This window comes from Paraburkholderia sp. 31.1, from assembly GCF_014397645.1.
Lineage (GTDB): Bacteria > Pseudomonadota > Gammaproteobacteria > Burkholderiales > Burkholderiaceae > Paraburkholderia > Paraburkholderia tuberum.
The window spans coordinates 115,087-134,467 of the sequence record NZ_VZQN01000004.1; the positions used below are offsets into that span (position 1 = coordinate 115,087).

Annotated in this window: 17 protein-coding genes and 2 pseudogenes; 8 read left to right on the top strand and 11 right to left on the bottom strand. The window is 64.3% G+C overall.

Going from position 1 to position 19,381, the window contains the following annotated elements; all coding sequences use genetic code 11:
• The first annotated feature begins 4 nt into the window (after positions 1-4).
• From F6X37_RS03865 to F6X37_RS03880, 4 genes are all read left to right on the top strand, one after another.
• The gene (locus F6X37_RS03865; RefSeq protein ID WP_184066841.1) at positions 5-937 is read left to right on the top strand and encodes a MaoC/PaaZ C-terminal domain-containing protein; all 933 of its coding nucleotides are present in this window, start codon (positions 5-7) and stop codon (positions 935-937) included.
• Between the two features lie 59 nt (positions 938-996).
• The gene (locus F6X37_RS03870; protein ID WP_187610384.1) at positions 997-2,298 is read left to right on the top strand and encodes an acetyl-CoA C-acetyltransferase; all 1,302 of its coding nucleotides are present in this window, start codon (positions 997-999) and stop codon (positions 2,296-2,298) included.
• A 37-nt stretch (positions 2,299-2,335) separates the two neighbouring features.
• A complete protein-coding gene (locus F6X37_RS03875; protein ID WP_187610385.1) occupies positions 2,336-4,123 on the top strand; it encodes an AMP-binding protein in 1,788 nt (595 codons plus the stop codon).
• 97 nt (positions 4,124-4,220) lie between these two features.
• Positions 4,221-5,159, top strand: coding sequence for a DUF1571 domain-containing protein (locus F6X37_RS03880; RefSeq protein WP_187610386.1), 939 nt, complete (start codon positions 4,221-4,223; stop codon positions 5,157-5,159).
• Here F6X37_RS03880 and F6X37_RS03885 read toward each other — a convergent pair.
• From F6X37_RS03885 to F6X37_RS03900, 4 genes and pseudogenes are all read right to left on the bottom strand, one after another.
• Complete coding sequence (locus F6X37_RS03885; protein ID WP_187610387.1) at positions 5,156-5,584, bottom strand: hypothetical protein; 429 nt, start codon at positions 5,582-5,584, stop codon at positions 5,156-5,158. The genes F6X37_RS03880 and F6X37_RS03885 overlap by 4 nt on opposite strands.
• A gap of 60 nt (positions 5,585-5,644) precedes the next feature.
• Positions 5,645-7,222 carry an FAD-binding oxidoreductase gene (locus F6X37_RS03890; protein ID WP_187610388.1) on the bottom strand — a complete coding sequence of 526 codons (1,578 nt, stop codon included), beginning with the start codon at positions 7,220-7,222 and terminating at the stop codon, positions 5,645-5,647.
• A 143-nt stretch (positions 7,223-7,365) separates the two neighbouring features.
• Positions 7,366-7,620 (bottom strand): annotated as a pseudogene (locus F6X37_RS03895) (sigma factor); the annotation flags it as partial.
• Between the two features lie 26 nt (positions 7,621-7,646).
• Positions 7,647-7,784, bottom strand: a complete 138-nt coding sequence (locus tag F6X37_RS03900; RefSeq protein WP_167368637.1) for a hypothetical protein — start codon at positions 7,782-7,784, stop codon at positions 7,647-7,649.
• 439 nt (positions 7,785-8,223) lie between these two features.
• Between F6X37_RS03900 and hfq the strand changes: the two genes are divergently transcribed.
• Positions 8,224-8,697 carry an RNA chaperone Hfq gene (gene hfq, locus F6X37_RS03905; protein WP_090804149.1) on the top strand — a complete coding sequence of 158 codons (474 nt, stop codon included), beginning with the start codon at positions 8,224-8,226 and terminating at the stop codon, positions 8,695-8,697.
• Positions 8,698-8,727: 30 nt separating this feature from the next.
• Here the strand turns inward: hfq and F6X37_RS03910 are convergent, their stop codons facing one another.
• Positions 8,728-8,955, bottom strand: a complete 228-nt coding sequence (locus F6X37_RS03910; protein WP_187610442.1) for a hypothetical protein — start codon at positions 8,953-8,955, stop codon at positions 8,728-8,730.
• A gap of 195 nt (positions 8,956-9,150) precedes the next feature.
• Here F6X37_RS03910 and F6X37_RS03915 point away from each other — a divergent pair, with 195 nt between their 5' ends.
• The gene (locus tag F6X37_RS03915; protein ID WP_187610389.1) at positions 9,151-9,342 is read left to right on the top strand and encodes a hypothetical protein; all 192 of its coding nucleotides are present in this window, start codon (positions 9,151-9,153) and stop codon (positions 9,340-9,342) included.
• Between the two features lie 241 nt (positions 9,343-9,583).
• On the opposite strand, the gene F6X37_RS03920 is transcribed toward F6X37_RS03915, so the two are convergent.
• Positions 9,584-10,300, bottom strand: a complete 717-nt coding sequence (locus F6X37_RS03920) for a DUF2968 domain-containing protein (RefSeq protein WP_184066800.1) — start codon at positions 10,298-10,300, stop codon at positions 9,584-9,586.
• Positions 10,301-10,594: 294 nt separating this feature from the next.
• On the opposite strand from F6X37_RS03920, the pseudogene F6X37_RS36660 reads away from it, so the two are divergent.
• A pseudogene (locus F6X37_RS36660) lies at positions 10,595-10,792 on the top strand (ShlB/FhaC/HecB family hemolysin secretion/activation protein); the annotation flags it as partial.
• 201 nt (positions 10,793-10,993) lie between these two features.
• Positions 10,994-11,479: a DUF2147 domain-containing protein gene (locus F6X37_RS03930; protein WP_090804143.1), complete on the top strand. Its 486-nt coding sequence runs from the start codon at positions 10,994-10,996 to the stop codon at positions 11,477-11,479.
• A gap of 159 nt (positions 11,480-11,638) precedes the next feature.
• Here the strand turns inward: F6X37_RS03930 and F6X37_RS03935 are convergent, their stop codons facing one another.
• The 5 genes from F6X37_RS03935 to F6X37_RS03955 form a co-directional block, all read right to left on the bottom strand.
• Positions 11,639-12,097 (bottom strand): transposase, encoded by a 459-nt coding sequence (locus F6X37_RS03935; RefSeq protein WP_187610391.1) that lies wholly within the window; start codon positions 12,095-12,097, stop codon positions 11,639-11,641.
• Positions 12,098-12,196: 99 nt separating this feature from the next.
• Positions 12,197-13,294, bottom strand: coding sequence for a cell division protein ZapE (zapE, locus tag F6X37_RS03940; RefSeq protein ID WP_090804139.1), 1,098 nt, complete (start codon positions 13,292-13,294; stop codon positions 12,197-12,199).
• Between the two features lie 88 nt (positions 13,295-13,382).
• Positions 13,383-14,825, bottom strand: a complete 1,443-nt coding sequence (gene lpdA / locus F6X37_RS03945) for a dihydrolipoyl dehydrogenase (protein ID WP_187610392.1) — start codon at positions 14,823-14,825, stop codon at positions 13,383-13,385.
• A 138-nt stretch (positions 14,826-14,963) separates the two neighbouring features.
• The gene (gene odhB / locus F6X37_RS03950; protein ID WP_184029896.1) at positions 14,964-16,238 is read right to left on the bottom strand and encodes a 2-oxoglutarate dehydrogenase complex dihydrolipoyllysine-residue succinyltransferase; all 1,275 of its coding nucleotides are present in this window, start codon (positions 16,236-16,238) and stop codon (positions 14,964-14,966) included.
• Positions 16,239-16,379: 141 nt separating this feature from the next.
• On the bottom strand, positions 16,380-19,241 hold the full coding sequence (locus F6X37_RS03955) for a 2-oxoglutarate dehydrogenase E1 component (RefSeq protein WP_184029901.1): 2,862 nt from the start codon (positions 19,239-19,241) through the stop codon (positions 16,380-16,382).
• Positions 19,242-19,381: the final 140 nt, after the last annotated feature.

Genomic DNA, 19,381 nt, shown 5'->3' on the forward strand with positions numbered 1-19,381 from the left:
GGGTATGGACGAACCGCGTGATCCGTTCGGCAGCCGTCAGCTCGCTCCCGCGCCGGGCGACGGCGCGCGGCCGAAAACCGTCGTCATCGAAACGCTGCCCGCGCCGGCCAAGCTGTACGGGCGCGCGCTCACGGGCATCGTCAAGCGCGGCCGCGACACGCGGCTGCCGCCGTTGCGGCTCGTGCGCCCCGCCGTCGTGCTCGAGCCCGGCCCCGTGTGGCGCTATGCGCGCGTGTGCGGCTTCATTCCCGAGCACGGCGTGCCGCTGACCTACCCGCACCTGCTCGCGTTTCCGCTGCATCTGCTGATGCTGACCGACCCCGCGTTTCCGTGGCCCGCGCTCGGTCTCGTGCATCTGGCCAATCACGTGCGGCTGCGCCGCCCGCTCGCCTACAAGGACCTGCTGCGCATCGAGGTCGAATTCGGCGCGCTGCTGCGTCACGACAGAGGTCAGGCGTTCGTCGTGCATACGCGCATCTATCGGCGCGGCGAGGCGGTGTGGGACGGCGACAGCGTCTATCTGAAGCGCGCGGTGCCGGCGCTCGGCCATCCGCTCGAAGCGTTGACGCTCGGTCCCGATGCGCTGCAACGGATTGCGCGCTGGCAGCTCGCGCCGCAACTGGGCCGCGACTACGCGAGCGCGTCCGGCGACTACAACCCGATCCACATCAGCGCGCTGTCGGCGAAGGCGTTCGGCTTTCCGCGCGCGATCGCGCATGGCATGTGGACGCTCGCGCGCGCGGCGTCGTCGCTGCAGCCGCCGAAGCCGCTCGCCGAAGCAACGCTCAGCGCCGAGTTCAAGGTGCCGATGCTGCTGCCGGGCGAAGCGTCGCTGTGGAGCGCATCGCCTTCGCTGATCGAACGCGATCTCGAGGTGCGCGATATCGCCGGGGAAAAGCCGCATTTGCGCGGGCGCATGCAGTGGCGGCTGCTGTGAACCGCGAGCGCGCCGTTCGCATCGACCAATAATCCGGGAACGACCCAAAGGAGCCGAGCATGTCCCACCCGCAACCTGCCGTGCGCCGCGTCGCCGTCATCGGGGGCAACCGGATTCCGTTTGCCCGCTCGAACACCGCGTACGCGAGCGCATCGAATCAGGACATGCTGAGCTTCACGCTGCAAGGGCTGATCGATCGCTATGACCTGCACGGCGTGCGTCTCGGCGAAGTCGCGGCGGGCGCCGTCATCAAGCATTCGCGCGACTTCAACCTGACGCGCGAGTCCGTGCTGTCCACCACGCTCGCGAAGGAAACGCCCGCCTACGACGTGCAGCAGGCCTGCGGCACCGGCCTCGAAGCCGCGATCCTCGTCGCCAACAAGATCGCGCTCGGGCAGATCGACGCGGGCATCGCGGGCGGCGTCGATACCACGTCCGACGCGCCGATCGGCGTCAACGAGCGCATGCGCAAGATCCTGCTCGAAGCGAATCGCGGCAAGAGTACCGCTCAGCGTCTCGCCGCGCTCAGCAGGCTGCGGCCCGGCATGTTGTTCAAGCCGCTGTTGCCGCGCAACGGCGAGCCCCGCACGGGGCTGTCGATGGGCGAGCATTGCGAGCTGATGGCCAAGCGCTGGAACATCTCGCGCGAGGCGCAGGACGTGCTCGCGTACGAGAGCCATCGCAAGCTCGCCGATGCGTACGCGCGCGGCTTCGTCAACGATCTGATGACGCCGTACAAAGGCCTCGCGCGCGACAACAACCTGCGCGCCGACCTGTCGCTCGAAAGGCTTGCGAACCTGAAGCCCGTGTTCGACCGCGACGCGGGCACGCTGACCGCCGGCAACTCGACGCCGCTGACCGATGGCGCATCCGCGGTACTGCTCGCGAGCGAAGCGTGGGCGGCCGAGCGCGGCTTGCCCGTGCTCGCGTATCTGAGCTGGTCGGAAACCGCGGCGGTCGACTTTTTCGACCAGCAGGAAGGCCTTCTGATGGCGCCCGCCTATGCGGTGCCGCGCATGCTCGCGCGCGCCGGCCTCACGTTGCAGGACTTCGATTTCTACGAAATCCACGAAGCGTTCGCGGCTCAGGTGTTGTGCACGCTCGCGGCATGGCAGGATGACGAATATTGCCGCACGCAGCTTGGCCTCGCCGGCGCGCTCGGTGCGATCGACCGCACCAGGCTCAACGTGAACGGCGGTTCGCTCGCGACCGGCCATCCGTTTGCGGCGACGGGCGGACGTATCGTCGCCGCGCTCGCGAAGATGCTGGCGCAACTCGACAAGCCGGCCGGCAGCGCACGCGGGCTGATCTCGATCTGCGCGGCGGGCGGCCAGGGGGTCGTCGCGATTCTGGAACGCTAGCGCGGCAGCGCATACCAACATTTTCAGGAGGCAACCGATGACCGAGCCCACCCAAGCCCCGCTGCACATGCCGGACGCAGGCGGCACGCCTCGTCGAAACCCGGTGCCCCACCCCGCTCCGAACACCGACGGCATCTGGTACGCGTCCTATCCGGACGACGTGCCGCGCGACATCGACGTCACGCAATACGAGTCGATCGATCAGTTCTTCGACGAATGCATCGCACAGTTCCGCGAGCGCGTCGCGTACGTGAGCGTCGGCGCGAACCTGACGTACGGTGAACTGGGCCGCAAGGCGAGCGCGTTCGCGGCGTACCTGCAAAGCATCGGCGTGGAGCCGGGCGAGCGCGTCGCGATCATGCTGCCGAACACGTTCCAGTATCCGGTCGCGCTGTTCGGCACGATCAAGGCGGGCGCGGTGGTCGTCAACGTGAATCCACTCTACACGGTGCGCGAACTCGCGCACCAGCTAAAGGACAGCGGCGCGCAGACGATCGTCGTGTTCGAGAACTTCGCGAAGACGCTCGAAGATGCATTGCCCGGCACCAAGGTGCGCAACGTGATCGTGACCGGGCTCGGCGATCTGCTCGCCGACGGCGCGAACCTGAAGGGCCACCTGCTCAATTTCATGCTGCGTCACGTGAAAAAGATGGTGCCTCCTTACAAACTGCCGCAGGCGGTGCCGCTCCTGACAGCGCTTTCGGCCGGTTATGCGCGGCCGCACACACCGGTGCGCGCGACCCACGAAGACATCGCGTTCCTGCAATACACGGGCGGCACGACCGGCGTCGCGAAAGGCGCGATGCTCACGCACCGGAACATCCTCGCCAATCTGTTGCAGGCGAAGGCGTGGGCCGCGGGGCAACTGTCCGGCGAGGGCGAAACGGTGCTCACGCCGCTGCCGCTTTATCACATCTACTCGCTGACCGTGAATGCGCTGATCTTCATGGGGCTCGGCGGGCGCAACATCCTGATCGCGAATCCGCGCGACATGAAGCGCGTGATGATGATCATCCGTCACGAAAAATTCACCGGCATGACCGCGGTCAACACGCTCTATAACGCGTTCCTCGACAACGAGGAATTCTGTCGGCGCGACTTCTCGGACCTGAAGCTCGCGATGGCGGGCGGCATGGCGACGCAGAAAGCCGTCGCCGAGCGCTTCAAGGCGGTGACGGGCAAGCCGATCATCGAGGGCTACGGACTCACCGAGTGCTCGCCGATCGTCTCGATGAATCCGGTCGATCTGACCAATCTACGCGACTTCGAGGGCTCGATCGGCTTGCCCGCGCCGTCCACGCAGGTGCGCTTCAGGAAAGACGACGGCAGCTGGGCCAATATCGGCGAGGCGGGCGAGCTGTGCGTGAAGGGCCCGCAGGTCATGAAGGGCTACTGGAACCGCCCCGACGAAACCGCGAAGGTGATCGACGACGACGGCTGGCTCGCGACCGGCGACATCGGCGTGATGGACTCGCGCGGCTTTATCCGTCTGATCGATCGCAAGAAGGACATGATCCTCGTGTCGGGCTTCAACGTGTATCCGAACGAAATCGAGGACGTGATCGCCGCGCATCCGGACGTGCGCGAAGTCGCCGCGATCGGCGTGTCCGACCCCGCGCAGGGCGAGCGCGTGAAGGTGTTCATCGTGCGGCGCACGCCGACACTGACCGCCGAGCAGGTGATTGCGTACTGCCGCAAGAATCTGACTGGCTACAAGGTGCCGAAGCTGGTCGAGTTCCGCGACGAGCTGCCGCAAACCAACGTCGGCAAAATTCTGCGCCGTGCGTTGCGCGACGAGGAACTCGCGAAACAGAAGTCCGCCTGACGGGAATAAGCGTTGCTTCAAAGCGTTATTGCTTTGTTGCTTCGCGTTATTGCCTTGCAGGTTGCATGAGCGGCCGCGTCACTTTCTGGAGAAATTCATGAAGCACCGCATGTCCGCCCGTTCGCATCGCCGGCGACAGCGCTTGCTGGGTGCGCTGCTCGTCGCGCTCGGTCTGCTGTCGGTGCCGACGGCCTTCGCCCAGAACGACGACCGCCCGCCCCCGCTCAACACCGCGAGCGCCGTCAAGCCACCCACCACGCCGGCCGCGCAGGTCGGCAAGCTGACGCTCGACCAGCAGGTCAAATGGCTGCGCGCCGCGCAGCAAAGCGGCACGCTCGAAAAGCTCGACGACGCGCAACTGGTCGCGCTGTTCCAGTCGCTCGATCCGCTCGCGCTGCCGCGCTATATCAAGGAAGGGCCGAACGACTACCCGTCGTACGAGTTCACGATGTCGCGCTTCGAGCGCATTCGCGGCATATGGCCCGACAAGCCCGATCACATGCTGGTGCGCGTCGCGCACGACCCGCTGCGCATCTACGCGAAGTGGCTGCCCGACGGCGCGCACGCGGGCCAGGAAATCATCTACGACGAATCGAAACGTAGCGACGAAACCTACGGCCACCTCGGCGGCATCATGAACGTGATGCCGTTGTGGACGTCGCTGACCGGCGCGCTCGCACGCTCGCAATCGAATCACAGCGTGCGCGATCTCGGCACCGAGTACGTTGCCGATCAATACCTGAGTGAAGGAAAAAAATACACCGAGGCCGGCTTGCCGCGTTCGGTGCAGATCGAAGTGAAGACCATCGACGGTGTGCGCGTCGTTGCGTTCACGTTCGAAACACCGGTCGGCCAGCCACGGTTCTACGCGAAAAAGGAAACGCTCGGGCTCGATCTGCGTCATCCGTTCTTTCGCAGCGTCCAGTCTTACGACAACGACGGCAAGATTTTCGAGCAGATCGTGTTCGAGAGCATCACGCCGAGGACATTCGACGATTCGACCTTCGATCCAAAGAACAAGGACTATAAGTTCTAGCGCGCGCTGCGCGGCGTCAGCGCGAAGGCCACGTGGGCGGGTTGCGCGTCCAGCCCCTCGCGCGCTTCGTGACGATGCTCGACGAAGCGTCCCGTGCGAAGCGCGAGGTGTTGCAGGACGAAGTAATCGGACGCGCGCGTGAAGCCGATCAGTGCGGGCATCGCGTGCGGGGTCCGCCCAACGTCGAGCAGTGGCGCAAGTGTGGTGAACCAGAGCGCGCCCGCATCGTCGCCGGTTTCGAAGGTCGGCAAGCGAAGATGCGCGGCATAGCGTGCGAACGACGCGCCGCATTCGAGCGTCGAGTCGACGATCGCGAACGCGCGCGCATCGTCAGCGCACGCGGCGGCTCGTGCGAGCCACGGCCATGCGCCGCCCGCGGCCGTCGCGAGGCATGCACCGGTGAGCATGAAAGTGCGTCGATCCATTGGCGTGTACGTTCCGTTCTGTTTGCGCTTCGGTCTGCCGTGCGTGTCCGCACGCGTCGTTCACGTGTACCCCCGCCGGTCGCGCCATGCCGCCGGCCAGATGCCCTGCTTGCCCGGCGCGAGAATGCCGTTCGGGTCGAGCGCATCCTTCAGCATTTCGGCGAAGCGCAGCGACGCACCGTCGTTGAAGCTGTATTGCGCGGCCGCGAAATCCATGTACGCGAGATGCGCGCGATATTCGCCGTAGCCGGCCGCGCGCGCGTCGCTCATCAGCGAGCGCAGCAGCGCGCCGGCCTGCTCCACCTGGTTCGCGTCGTCGCGATCGAAAATCGCCGCGAAAATATGATGCAGATGCCGCGCGCCCGCGGTGAAGCCACCGTAGTAGTCGAAGCCGTATTCGGCGGCGCGCGCTTTCACCATCGTGTACTGGCGCATCGCGTCGCGCCCGGTCGCCGGACAGATCGGCGCGAAGTCGACGTGCGCGCCCGCGCCGCCGCGCCAGTCGAGCATGCGAAACGCGGTCATCGCGGGAATGCCGGCCATGTTGCGATCGCCGCCGCCAGTCGGCTGAGCATCGCCCGCATAGCGCGCCGCCGTGAGCCGCGCCTCTGGCACCCGCGCGAACGCGCGCTCGATCAGCGCGTAGCGCGCATCGATCAACTCGGGCGTGCCGTACAGCGCGAAATGCAGGTTCCAGCGCCCGACGCCGAGTTTGTCGAGCATCGCCTGCACCGCGCTCCCCGGCATCGGGCCCGCGCCGTCGTACCACTGCCGGCGTGGCGACAGGCTCGCCGCGCGCCGCAATCCGCCCTCGATCACCGCGTGATTGCGGATCGTGCCGTCGAGCCGCAACGGCCGCAGAATCTCGACGATCTCCTCCAGATCGGCCTCGCGACGAAACTGGATTTCGCCGAGCAGATACGCGGGCGGCGCGGGCATCAGCCACACGCCGAGCTTCGTCACGATGCCGTAGTTCGACTGCATGAACATCGCATCGAACGACGGCCCGTAGCCCGGCTGATACAGCTGCCACGCAGTGCCGATCTCGACGCCGCCCATGCCGGTGCGCAGCACGTCGCCGTTGGCGAGCACGACCTCCATCCCGCATTGGGCCGCCGCGTGATCGCCGTAGTCGGTATAGCCGAAGCCGCGCTCCAGCGTGTTGCCGACCACGCTGCCCCAGCCGGCAGCCGGTGGATCAACCCACAGCTTGTAGCCCTTGTCGCGCAGATGCGCGTACAGATCGAAATAGCTGACGCCCGGTTCGACCAGCGCATAGGCGAGCGTTTCGTTGACTTCGAGGATGCGGTTCATGCGCTGCAAGTCGAGCACGACCGAGCCGCTGAGACGCGGCGCCGCGCCGCCGTACGCGAAGTTGCGCCCGGTCGACACGGTCCACAGCGGAATCCGGTACTGATTGGCGATGCGCAGCACCGCGCGGATTTCATCGACCGACGCGGGCAGCAGCGCGGCGCTCGCGACAAACGCCCCCGGCTCACCAGGCGCGAACGGATCGCCATAGGCGGCGAGGTCGGCGTCGGAACGCAGCACGTGCGCTTCACCGACGATCGCGCGCCAGCCGGCGAGCGCCCGGTCGAACTGTGCGGCGGACAGGTTGGGCGGCAGCGTCTGGGGCAAGGCGTCTCCTTGTCGGTCGGGCAATCCGCGGGTGCAGTCGCGCGGGCAGCTATGCGTGCGTCGCCGCTAACGGCCTTGACGACACGCTACCGCCCGCTACTGCTGCCACGTCTCAGGCTTACCACCGAGCTCGCTGCACACGTCGATCGCGACGGCGCGCTTTCGTCGTCGACGGCGATCTCGCGGCGCCCGCGCAGCTGGTCGATGTACAGATGCCGCAGGATCGTCAGCAGCCACGCGCGCAGGTTGCTGTTCGGCCGGAATGCCTACCAGCGCGCAAGCGCGCGCTTCGCCGTATCCTGCACGAGATCGTCGGCCCAGGCGCGGTCGCCCGTCAGTGCGCGCGCATAGCGGCGCAGCTGGGGCAGCCACGCGATCACTTCCGCTTCGAATGTCACCCGGCGTGCCAGGCCCGGTCGCGGCGTTAGTAGCCGCCGCCGCTGCTGTTGCTGTTGTTGCTCGAACCCGACGCGGCGTTGTCGGTATCGGCCGCGTGCGCGAGGGAGCCGCACGCGAGCGCGAGCAGGACGAAGAGCGCTGACAGAATACGGGATGCTTTCATGGTGAGCCTCCTGGCAGATGCCCGGCACGCGATCGACCGACCGGCGCGGCGGGCGGCAGGCCGCGGAATGCGGTACTGCCATACTGGACTTAACGCCGCGATCGCGTGGTTTATTCCATCGCCGTCGTGGCGCTGTTTCGCTGCGCTGTTTCTCCGGGCTTTTTCGCGGCGCTTCGACGCCGCCGCCGTGGTCGCGCAACATGCCCCTATGTTCTTCCTTTTCCGCCAACCATGCCGGCAATGCCTGGAGAGACCGGAAGTAGACGACATTGACCAGCAGATTCGTAACTCAACGTTACAGTCCCGCGTTATCGGATGCTTATGTGCTCACAAGTCGTTATAGTGGACAAAGTTCGCCCCCGTCGACGCGTTCTGCCCCCGCATAGGGTAGAAAGGGTAAAATCGCGGCGAACCACCGTCTACCTAACCTGAATTGTCCATGGCTTCCGCAGAATCGCATCCGCAAAACGACTTCATGAACGCTGCGCGCAAGGAACGAAAGCGCGTCGAAATCTATCTGGTCAACGGCATCCGCCTGACCGGATGCATCGAGTCGTTCGATCAGTACCTGGTGATGCTGCGCACGCCGGTTGGCCTGCAAGGCATCTACAAGCGCGCGATCTCCACGATCCAGCTCGACACCGGCACGCGGCCGGCGCCGCGCACGGGCCGAACGTCGCATGGCGAACATGGCGCGCGCGGTCCCCATGGTTCGCGCGAACATCGCGAGCCGCGCGAAGGGCGTGAATCGTACGGCACGCCGTCGGCGGAACGCGCGCCGAGCGAGCGCAGCGGCAACTCCGAAGGTCCGGTGGTCGTCACGCGGCGGCGGCGTCTGTTCGGCAACGGCGGCGAAAGCGGCAATCATGGCGGCAACCACGGCGGCGGCAGCCCCGGCGGCAATCAGGAATAAATACGAAGAAGCTGTAGCGGCCGCGCCTCGCTACTCCGTGGACGGACCGAGGCGCCGCAGAATTTTCTCCAGTTGGGTCAGCTGACGCTCGGTCAGCTCGAATCTCCCCTTGACCGCCAGCACGCGGCGCCGCCAGTAGCCGGCGTCGAACAGGTGCAGCGCCGGTTGCCGCGTCGCCCAATCCAGGTGTTCCAGTTCGGCTTCCATGACGTGGGCTGCGAGCACTCGTCGCGAGCCCGCCGGCTTTTTCCCGTTCATCTGGTTCGCTGTGTGATGGATCGATGGAGGTGTCGTTCGCGGCTCGAGCGCGGCTCGAGCGCGGCCGGGACACCACTCGGAGAAAGAATCGATGCCGGCCGGCTTTAAACGACGCGCCTGCGCCATCTGGCGGTCGTTCGCCGATAGCCGCGATAGGCTATGCTGAATGATGACCCTCTACCGATGGAGCACGCCATGACCAGCAAAAACCAGCATGCCTCCCGACCGGCGCGCACGCGCCGGACGCCCCCGACGTCCGCCGATACGCGGCTCGACGAAGCGCTGATGGAAAGCTTTCCAGCCAGCGATCCGATCGCCGTCGACGTGACGCAGCCGCCTCGCGAACAGATGCGCAAAACGCAAGCGGATACGCGCAAGCGGCATTGAAGTCGCGCCGTCTTGCGTCGTACGACGGCGGCGCACAACGACGCGGCAACGAGCCGTCAGGGCTCGCGAAAAATGCTGAGTGCAAACGCCGAAAAGCCCGGCGGTAAAAGTGCGATGCGCGGGCTGGCGGGGTGTGGAAAGCACCGATCAAACATAACAACGGTAACGCCCGCGGACGAGCCGGACGGCGCACCGATTTCCGCGCCGTCCCGCCACTCCACCCAGGCTCACACCGTCGTGCTCAATGCACCGGCAAGCCGCTATTGAGCTGACGCTGCAGGTCGCGCACCTGGCGCTGGGCGACGCGCAACTGATCCTGCGCGGCGGCCTTCTGCTGCGCCAGTTCGGTCGCCTCGGCGCGCTTCTGCTCCTGCTGGCTCGCGACGATGCTTTGCTGCTGACGCGCGACGTCGAGGTCGGCCTGCAGCCGGCTCGCGCGTTCCTGCGACAGCGCGACCATGCGCTGCGTGAACGCCTTCTGCGCTTCGAGTTGCGTACGGCGGATCTCGATGTCCGACAGTTGCATCGTCTGCCGCGCGAAATCCTTGTAGATCAGCTCGGCGCGCGCGGCGTCCTGCGACTTGATCACGCGCCAGAAGTTTTTCTGCTGGAACAGCGCGACGTAGTAGGTCATCTCCTTGCCGTAGAACAGCAGGCTCGCACCATAGCTGCCGTTATACGTGGTGCGCAATTCGCTCAGATCCGGGCCGTGGATCATCTGCTGCAATTCAGCCACGTTCCCGGTGGCGGATTGCCGGTTTTCATCCGGCGTCAGTGCAGTGGTTTCCGCCTGGCCGGCCTGCGAGGTGTCGGGCAACGCACTCGTCGTACCCGGCTGGGACACGACCGTACCGCTCGCACCACTGTTCTGCAGAGCCTGTGCATTCGCGCCCTGAAGGGCCCCCAATACGATGCATGCGGCCAGAGCAATCTCTCGTAGCTTCGACTTTCGGTCCATGTGATACCTGTTGAACAGATTTTGTTTTAGTAGAAAACGGGGAATTATTACTCACTTTGGCGGGTTTCGGGCTCTTCGTCGAAAATATGGTATTTGCGCGTTTGCTTCTATAACAGGCACAAGCGTAGTCCCGCCTCACCGGCGCGGCGGTAGACGACGATCCGTTCGATTCCCTGCCGCTGATCGAGGCGCCCCACCGCGGTCCGAACCTGAGCGTGCAGGTCGACGGCGGGAAGTCGATTTCGTTCGACGAAGTCGCGCCACGCTTCACACCGCTCGTCGGCGAGGACATGCCATGAGCCGGGCGATGCGTCGGGCGATTCCGGCTGGGGCGCGACGGTCGAGGCCAACCGGCCGATCACGCTCGGCTTCACATATGCGCACTGCGACAGCCTCGATGTGTCCGTCGGAAAAGCGGTCGGTGATGCGCCGGTGGAGAGCGCATCGCACAGTCCGCGCATCAACGCGAGGTTCTGCTACCAGCTGAATTGACACGCTTCAGAAGTGCCGCGAGCGGATTAGAAGCTCCACTATCAAACGACGCATGCACTTTCGCGTATTCTGCGCTGACGATGCAAACGGCACACCGCTGGCATCGTTGCGCATCGCGAGGGCCGGTACCGCACATCCGACCACGATGCCCATAACGCCGCGCGACCATGATCGCGCTGTCTCATATCAAGGAGGAAGGCAATGACGCAATTCACTCGACGTGCCGGCGCGCTTGCGCTGCGCACCGCCCGTCACGCCGCGCTCGCCGGCGCCCTGCTCGCCAGCGCCGTGACCGCGATGGCGCAGACCGATACACCGATCGGCACGTGGCAAACCATCGACGATCACACCGGCCAGCCGAAGGCGCTCGTGCAGATCGCACAAGACAGCAATGGCGAACTGAACGGCAAGGTTATCAAGGGTCTCGGCGCGAACGACCAGCCGGATCGCCGTTGCACCGAATGCACCGACGCGCGCAAGGATCAACCGGTCCTCGGCATGACCATCATCAACAGCATGAAGAAGGATGGCGACGCGTGGGATCACGGCCAGATTCTCGATCCTGAAAACGGCAAGGTCTACAAATGCAAGATGCATCTCGAGGACGGCGGCAACAAGCTCGTGGTGCGTGGCTACATTGGGGTCGCGCTGCTTGGCCGCTCGCAAACGTGGATACGGCAGCAATGAGGGTCGACGTGCGGCGCATGCGTGGCGCCTGGCACGTCGCCTGAATGTGCGCATGATGCTGCAACGATGCGCGCTCTGCGCCAGGAGGTGCGACATAAAAAACGGCCGGCGATCAAGAATCGCGCGGCCGTTTTCATTGGGGCAAGCTGTTTGCGATGCTCATGCTGCCTGCTTGAGCGGTGCAGCGTAAGCGATCGGCGACGCCGGCACCGACGTGGCCGGTACCGGATTGTATACGGCGGCCGGAACACGAAACGCCGCGGGCACGCGCTTGGACGCGGCGCGCTTGTGCCGCACGCTCGCGTGCGTGCGCATACGCGCTTCCATCAATCTGCAGAAATCTTCGCTCGCGGTGTCGAGCAGTTGCTCCGTGACGTGCTTGAGCACGCCCGATTCGTACCACGACTTGAAGCGGCGATGACAGGTCTGATATGGCGGGTAGCGGCGCGGCATTTTGGACCAGGTGGCGCCGCTATACATGACCCAAAGCACGCCGTTGAGCACCGAGCGGGTATCGGCAAGTGGACGGCCACGCATTTCGGTACGCGGCCGGAGTTCGGGCAGCAGTGGCGCAACGCGCTGCCATTCTTCATCGGTGATTTCGCGATACGGGTTCATGCTTCCTCCTTTGTCAGAACAACGACAAAAGATAGCCAGTTATCCGTGCGCGGAATATCAGACCACTCCGAATCCTGAAAATGTGTCGTGCGCGGTAACTCAGGTTAGGGACGTGTCGACGATCCGGCGCGGCGTGTCGAGATACTCCTTCGACTGCATCTCGACGATGCGCGACACTGTACGCGTGAATTCATTAGCCATCGGACCGTCGACGTACAACTGCTCCGGCGGCACCGCAGCCGACATCAACAGCTTGACCTTGTGGTCGTAGAACACGTCGATGAGCCACGTGAAGCGGCGCGCTTCCGACGCCATGCGCACCGACATCTGCGGCACGTCCGACAGGATCACCGCGTGAAAGCGGGTCGCGAGTTCGAGGTAGTCGTTCTGCGAGCGCGGGCCCCCGCACAGCGTCGCGAAGTCGAACCAGACCACGCCGTCCGCGCGGCGCAGCGCCTTCAGCTCGCGCTTCTCGATATGCAGCAGCGGGCTTTCGTCGGGCACCGCGGCGAGGCGCGCGAAGGCGTCGCGCAGCGCCTTGCCGGCGGCGGCGTCCAGTGGCGTGTGATAGACCTCCACCTGCGCGAGCGTGCGCTGGCGATAATCGATCCCCGCGTCGACGTTGATCACGTCGAGCTTCTGCTTGATCAGTTCGATCGCGGGCAGCATGCGATCGCGATGCAGGCCGTCCGGGTACAGCGTGTCGGGCGCGTAGTTTGACGTCATCACGAACTGCACGCCGTTCTCGAACAGCTTGTCGAGCAAGCGATACAGGATCATCGCGTCGGCGATATCCGACACGTGGAATTCGTCGAAACAGATCAGCCGATAGCGCTTCGCAATGCGCCGCGCGAGTTCGTCGAGCGGATCGGCCCGGCCTTTGAGTTCTTCGAGTTCGCGATGCACTTCGCGCATGAACTCGTGGAAGTGCAGACGGGTTTTGCGATGCAACGGCACGATCATGTAGAAGCTGTCCATCAGGAAGCTCTTGCCGCGGCCCACGCCGCCCCACATGTACACGCCGCGCGGCAGATCGGGGTGAATGATCAGCTTCCTGAACGCGTTCGAGCGGCGCGACTTGTATGCGACCCACTCTTCATAGCACCGCTGCAGGCGGTCGACCGCCGCGCGCTGCGCCGGATCGGATTGATAACCGCGCGTCTGCAGTTCTTTTTCGTAGTATTCGGTGACGTTCATCGTGTTGCTGCAAAAAGAAAGGCGGGAGGGATTGAACCCCGCCCGCCTTTGGTGATGCCAAGGTTGCGTTTCGCTCAGGCGTGCGTGCTTACATGTTCAGCGCGCGCTTGTCGACGGCGAGTGCCGCTTCGCGCATGACTTCCGACAGCGACGGGTGCGGATGGCAAATACGGCCGATGTCTTCCGACGCCGCCTTGAACTCCATCGCCACCACGGCTTCCGCGATCAGGTCCGATGCGTTCGCCGAGATGATGTGCACGCCGAGCAGTTCGTCGGTCTTCGCGTCGGCGATCATCTTGACGAAACCGTCCGCCTTGTTGATGCCCAGCGCGCGGCCGTTAGCCATGAACGGGAACTGGCCGGTCTTGATCTCGCGGCCTTCCGCCTTCAGTTGCTGCTCCGTCTTGCCGACCCATGCGATTTCCGGTTCGGTGTAGATCACCCACGGAATGCAGTTGTAGTCGATGTGCGGCTTCTGACCGTCGATCACTTCGGCAACCAGCACGCCTTCGTCCTCAGCCTTGTGCGCGAGCATCGGGCCACGCACCACGTCACCGATCGCGTACACGTTCGGCACGGCCGTCGCGCAGTGGTCGTCCACGTCGATGAAGCCGCGCTCGTTGGCCTTCAGGCCGATCGCTTCGAGGCCGAGGTTGTCGGTGTTCGGCACGCGGCCGACCGACACGACCAGGCGGTCGGCTTCGAGCGTCTGCGCGTTGCCGTCCTTGTCCGTGTAGGCGATCGTCACGCCGTTTTCGCTCGTCTTCACTTCGCCGACCTTCACGCCGACGTGGATGTCGAGACCTTGCTTCTTGAACTGCTTGGCCGCTTCCTTCGACAGCGCCTGGTCAGCCACGCCGAGGAATTCCGGCAGCGCTTCGAGCACGGTCACGTCCGCGCCGAGGCGGCGCCACACCGAGCCGAGTTCCAGACCGATCACGCCTGCGCCGATCACGGCGAGCTTCTTCGGTGCCGTGTCGAACGAGAGTGCGCCTTCGTTGTCGGCGATCAGCTTGTTGTCGACCGGAATGCCCGGCAGATGACGCGCCTTCGAACCCGTTGCGATGATCACGTTCTTCGCCGTGACGACTTCGCTGCTTGCACCATCTTCGCCTTCGCCGCTCACTTCGATCTGCACGCCGGCGTCCGTCTTGCCGGTGAACTTGCCATGGCCCTTGAGCCACGTGATCTTGTTCTTGCGGAACAGGAATTCGATACCCTTGGTCATCTTCTCGACGATGCCGTCCTTGCGGCCCATCATCTTCGAGATATCGACCGAGACGTTTTCCACCGAGATGCCGTGGTCGGCAAGGTGATGCGACGCGTTCTCGAACTCTTCCGACGAAGCGAGCAGCGCCTTCGACGGAATGCAGCCGACGTTCAGGCAGGTGCCGCCGAGCTTCAGCGTGCCGGCCGGGTTCTTCCACTTTTCGATACATGCGACGGTCTTGCCGAGCTGCGCTGCGCGGATGGCGGCGACATAACCGCCAGGGCCTGCGCCGATCACGACGACGTCAAATTCTTTGGACATGACAATCCCTTTGATGGCGGAACGGCGCCGGGCCACCCGAGGTGGCGCGCGCCGTTCCTGTACTGCGAAATGCTAAAGACGTGCTACGGATGACGCCGGCCCGCGCAAACCGCGGGCCGGCGTCGGTGCAACGTGCGCTTACAGGTCGAGCAGCAGGCGAGCCGGATCTTCCAGCGCATCCTTCATCGCGACCAGCGACAGCACTGCTTCGCGGCCGTCGATGATACGGTGGTCGTACGACAGCGCGAGGTAGTTCATCGGGCGGATCACGATCTGGCCGTTTTCGACCACTGCGCGTTCCTTGGTGGCGTGCACGCCGAGAATCGCGGACTGCGGCGGGTTGATGATCGGGGTGGACAGCATCGAGCCGAACACGCCGCCGTTCGAGATCGAGAACGTACCGCCGGTCATTTCTTCGATGGACAGCTTGCCGTCCTTCGCCTTCTGGCCAAATTCGGCGATCTTCTTCTCGATGTCGGCGAGGCTCAGCTGATCTGCATTGCGCAGGATCGGCACCACCAGACCGCGCGGCGAACCGACAGCGATACCGATGTCGAAGTAGCCGTGGTAGACGATGTCGTTACCGTCGATCGACGCGTTCACGAGCGGGAACTTCTTCAGCGCGTGAACAGCTGCCTTCACGAAGAACGACATGAAGCCGAGCTTCACGCCGTGTTCCTTCTCGAACTTGTCCTTGTACTTGTTGCGCAGCTCCATGACCGGCGCCATGTTCACTTCGTTGAACGTCGTGAGGATGGCGTTGGTTTGCTGCGACTCGAGCAGACGCTCGGCGATACGAGCACGCAGACGCGACATCGGCACGCGCTGTTCCGGACGGTCCTTCAGCCATTGATCGGCCGATGCCGGGGCCTTGACGTCCGGCAGCGACGGCTTCGCAGCCTTCGGTGCGGCAGCCGGAGCCGGTGCAGCCTTGGCAGCCGGAGCAGCCTGGCCGGCGACGAGCACGTCGCCCTTCGTGATACGGCCGTCGCGGCCGGTGCCGGCGACGTCGCCCGCAGCCAGACCCTTCTCTGCCATCAGCTTGCCGGCAGCCGGCGAAGCAGCGGTGTTCGACCCCGTTGCGACAGCGGCCTGAGCCGCCGGTGCGGGAGCCGCGGCAGCGACCGGAGCCGGCTTCACTTCGGCTTCGACAGCGGCGGCGCCTGCGGTGCCTTCCGTGTCGATCTTCGCGATCACCTGCTCAGCCGTGACCGTGTCGCCGTCGTTCGAAATGACTTGCGCGAGCACGCCTGCTGCCGGTGCCGGCACTTCGAGCACGACCTTGTCGGTCTCGATTTCGATGAGGATTTCGTCCTGAGCGACAGCCTCGCCGGGCTTCTTCTTCCACTGCAGCATGGTTGCCTCCGAGACCGACTCGGAGAGCTGGGGAACCTTGACTTCAACAATAGCCATTATGAGTATCCTGAATACGTATCGGGTGACGGCGCTTCTTCACGACCGCCTGCGAACCGTGAACGCCGCGCCTGAACCTCATGGGAAACGTTCGGCGCGGCGCGGGAAAGCGCACTGCGCTTTCCCGGCTCGTCTGTTTCTTTATTTAGCGATCGACGCGCTCTTGAGACGGCCGAAAGCGCCTTCGATCAGCGCCTTCTGCTGCTCGTAGTGCTTCGCGTAGTAGCCGACTGCAGGCGAAGCCGAAGCCGGACGGCCGCTGTACGCCAGCTTCTGGCCTTCCTTCATGCCTTCCTTCAGATGGTGCTCGATGTAGAACCACGGGCCCTGATTCTGCGGCTCGTCCTGCACCCACACCACTTCGGTTGCGTTGTCGTACTTCTTCATTTCCGCTTCGAACTGCTTGTGCGCGAACGGATAGAGCTGTTCGATACGGATGATCGCGACGTCGTTCACCTTCGCTTCGCGGCGATGCGCGACCAGGTCGTAGTACACGCGGCCCGAGCAGGCCAGCACGCGCTTGACCTTCTTCGCGTCGATGGTTTCGTCCACTTCGCCGATGACCGGCTGGAACGAACCCTTCGCGAGTTCCGACAGATCCGACACGGCTTCCTTGTGACGCAGCAACGACTTCGGCGTCGCGACGATCAGCGGCTTGCGGAACAGGCGGATCATCTGGCGACGCAGCAGGTGGAAGACCTGCGCCGGCGTGGTCGGCTGAACGACCTGCATGTTGTGGTCTGCGCACAGTTGCAGGAAACGCTCGATACGCGCCGACGAGTGCTCCGGACCCTGGCCTTCGTAGCCGTGCGGCAGCAGCATGGTCAGGCCCGACACGCGGCCCCACTTCACTTCGCCCGACGAGATGAACTGGTCGATCACGACTTGCGCGCCATTCACGAAGTCGCCGAACTGCGCTTCCCACGCGACGAACGTGTTAGGTTCAGCGGTCGAGTAACCGTATTCGAAGCCGAGCACCGCTTCTTCCGACAGCACCGAGTCGATCACCGTGAACTTCGCCTGACCTTCGGCGATGTTCTGCAGCGGCACGTAGGTGCCGTCGTTCCAGCGCTCGCGGTTCTGGTCGTGCAGCACTGCGTGACGGTGCGTGAACGTGCCGCGGCCCGAATCCTGACCGGTCAGACGAACTGCGTAGCCCGAAGCGACCAGCGACGCGAACGCGAGGTGCTCGCCCATGCCCCAGTCGAGCTTCGCTTCGCCGCGGCCCATGGCGCGACGGTCGTTGATCACGCGCTCGACGAGCGGGTGAACCTTGAAGTTTTCCGGAATCGTGGTGATGCGTTCGGCGAGGCGCTTCAGTTCCGCGAGCGGCACGGCCGTGTCGGCCGCGTCGGTCCACTTGCGGTTCAGGAACGGCACCCAGTCCACCGCGTACTTGCTCTTGTAGTTCGAGAGCACCGGGTCGACCGTGTGGTGGCCCTCGTCCATCGCCCTGCGATAAGCCTTGACGAATTCCTCGCCATCCTCGGCCTTGATGACGCCCTGCTGAACGAGCTTTTCAGCGTACAGCGCGCGCGTGCCGGGGTGCTTCGAAATCGTCTTGTACATCAGCGGCTGCGTGACCGCCGGGGTGTCCTGCTCGTTGTGGCCCAGCTTGCGGAAGCAGACGATGTCGACGACGACGTCCTTGTGGAACTGCATGCGGAAGTCGATCGCCATCTGGGTGGCCAGCACGACCGCTTCGGGATCGTCACCGTTCACGTGCAGCACCGGCGCTTCGATCATCTTGACGACGTCCGAGCAGTACAACGTGGAGCGCGAGTCGCGCGGGTCCGACGTCGTGAAGCCGATCTGGTTGTTGATGACGATGTGCAGCGTGCCGTGCGTGCCATAACCGCGCGTTTGCGCGAGGTTCAGCGTTTCCATCACGACGCCCTGGCCGGCGAAAGCCGCGTCGCCGTGGATCTGCACCGGCAGCACCTGAACGCCGTTTTCGTCGCCGCGACGGTCCATACGCGCCTTCGCCGAGCCCTCGACCACCGGGTTGACGATTTCGAGGTGCGACGGGTTGAACGCGAGCGACAGGTGAACCGGGCCGCCTTCCGTCGCGACGTCCGACGAGAAGCCCTTGTGGTACTTCACGTCGCCAGCCGGCAGATCATCGACGTGCTTGCCTTCGAATTCGGCGAACAGGTCTGCCGGCATCTTGCCGAGCGTATTGACCAGCACGTTCAAACGGCCGCGGTGAGCCATCGCGATGACGATTTCCTGAACGCCGCGCAGACCGCCGTGACGCACGACTTCGTCCATCGCCGCGATGAAGCTCTCGCCGCCTTCGAGCGAGAAGCGCTTCTGGCCGACGTACTTGGTGTGCAGGAAACGCTCGAGGCCTTCGGCGGCCGTCAGGCGATTCAGGATGTGCTTCTTCTTGTCGTTGTTGAAGCTCGGCGTCGAACGGATCGATTCGAGGCGTTCCTTCCACCAGCGCTTCTGCTCCGGATCGCTGATGTACATGTACTCGGCGCCGATCGTGCCGCAGTACGTGTCGCGCAGGGCTTTGACGATCTCGCGCAGCGTCGCGCGCTCGAACCCGAAGTACAGATTCGTTGCGCTGAACTCCTGGTCCATGTCGGCTTCGGTGAAGTCGTAGAACGCGGGTTCAAGTTCGGGGATCGCGGGACGCTCGCGGCGCTTCAGAGGATCGAGATTGGCCCATTGCGAGCCGAGGAAGCGATATGCGCCGATGAGGGACTGGACGTAAACCTGTTTGCGGGCGGTTGCGAGATCTTCGCCGCCGGCCGTTGCGCGCGGCAGGAAGGCATTGGCCTTGGCGCGCTGGGCAAACGATTCGACGATCGGGCCATGGGCCACGTCGTTGGCGTTGCTGCCGTCCGATGCGGGCACGTTCTGCAACGCATCGAAATAGCTGCGCCAGGTCTCGGGCACTGACGCCGGATTATCGAGATACGCTTCGTACATTTCTTCAACGTACGGAGCATTGCCGCCGAACAGATAAGAGTTCGACTGGAATTGCTTCATCATTTTTACGCTCACCTTTCTTCGAGTTTCTCGAGAAATAGCGGGTTACCGAACCTTCCGCGACACGGCCTGACCGTTTAGCGGATTGCGCGAATCAAGTCTTGCTTGGAAGGACCTAAAACTTTGCACCCGGGAGCATAGCA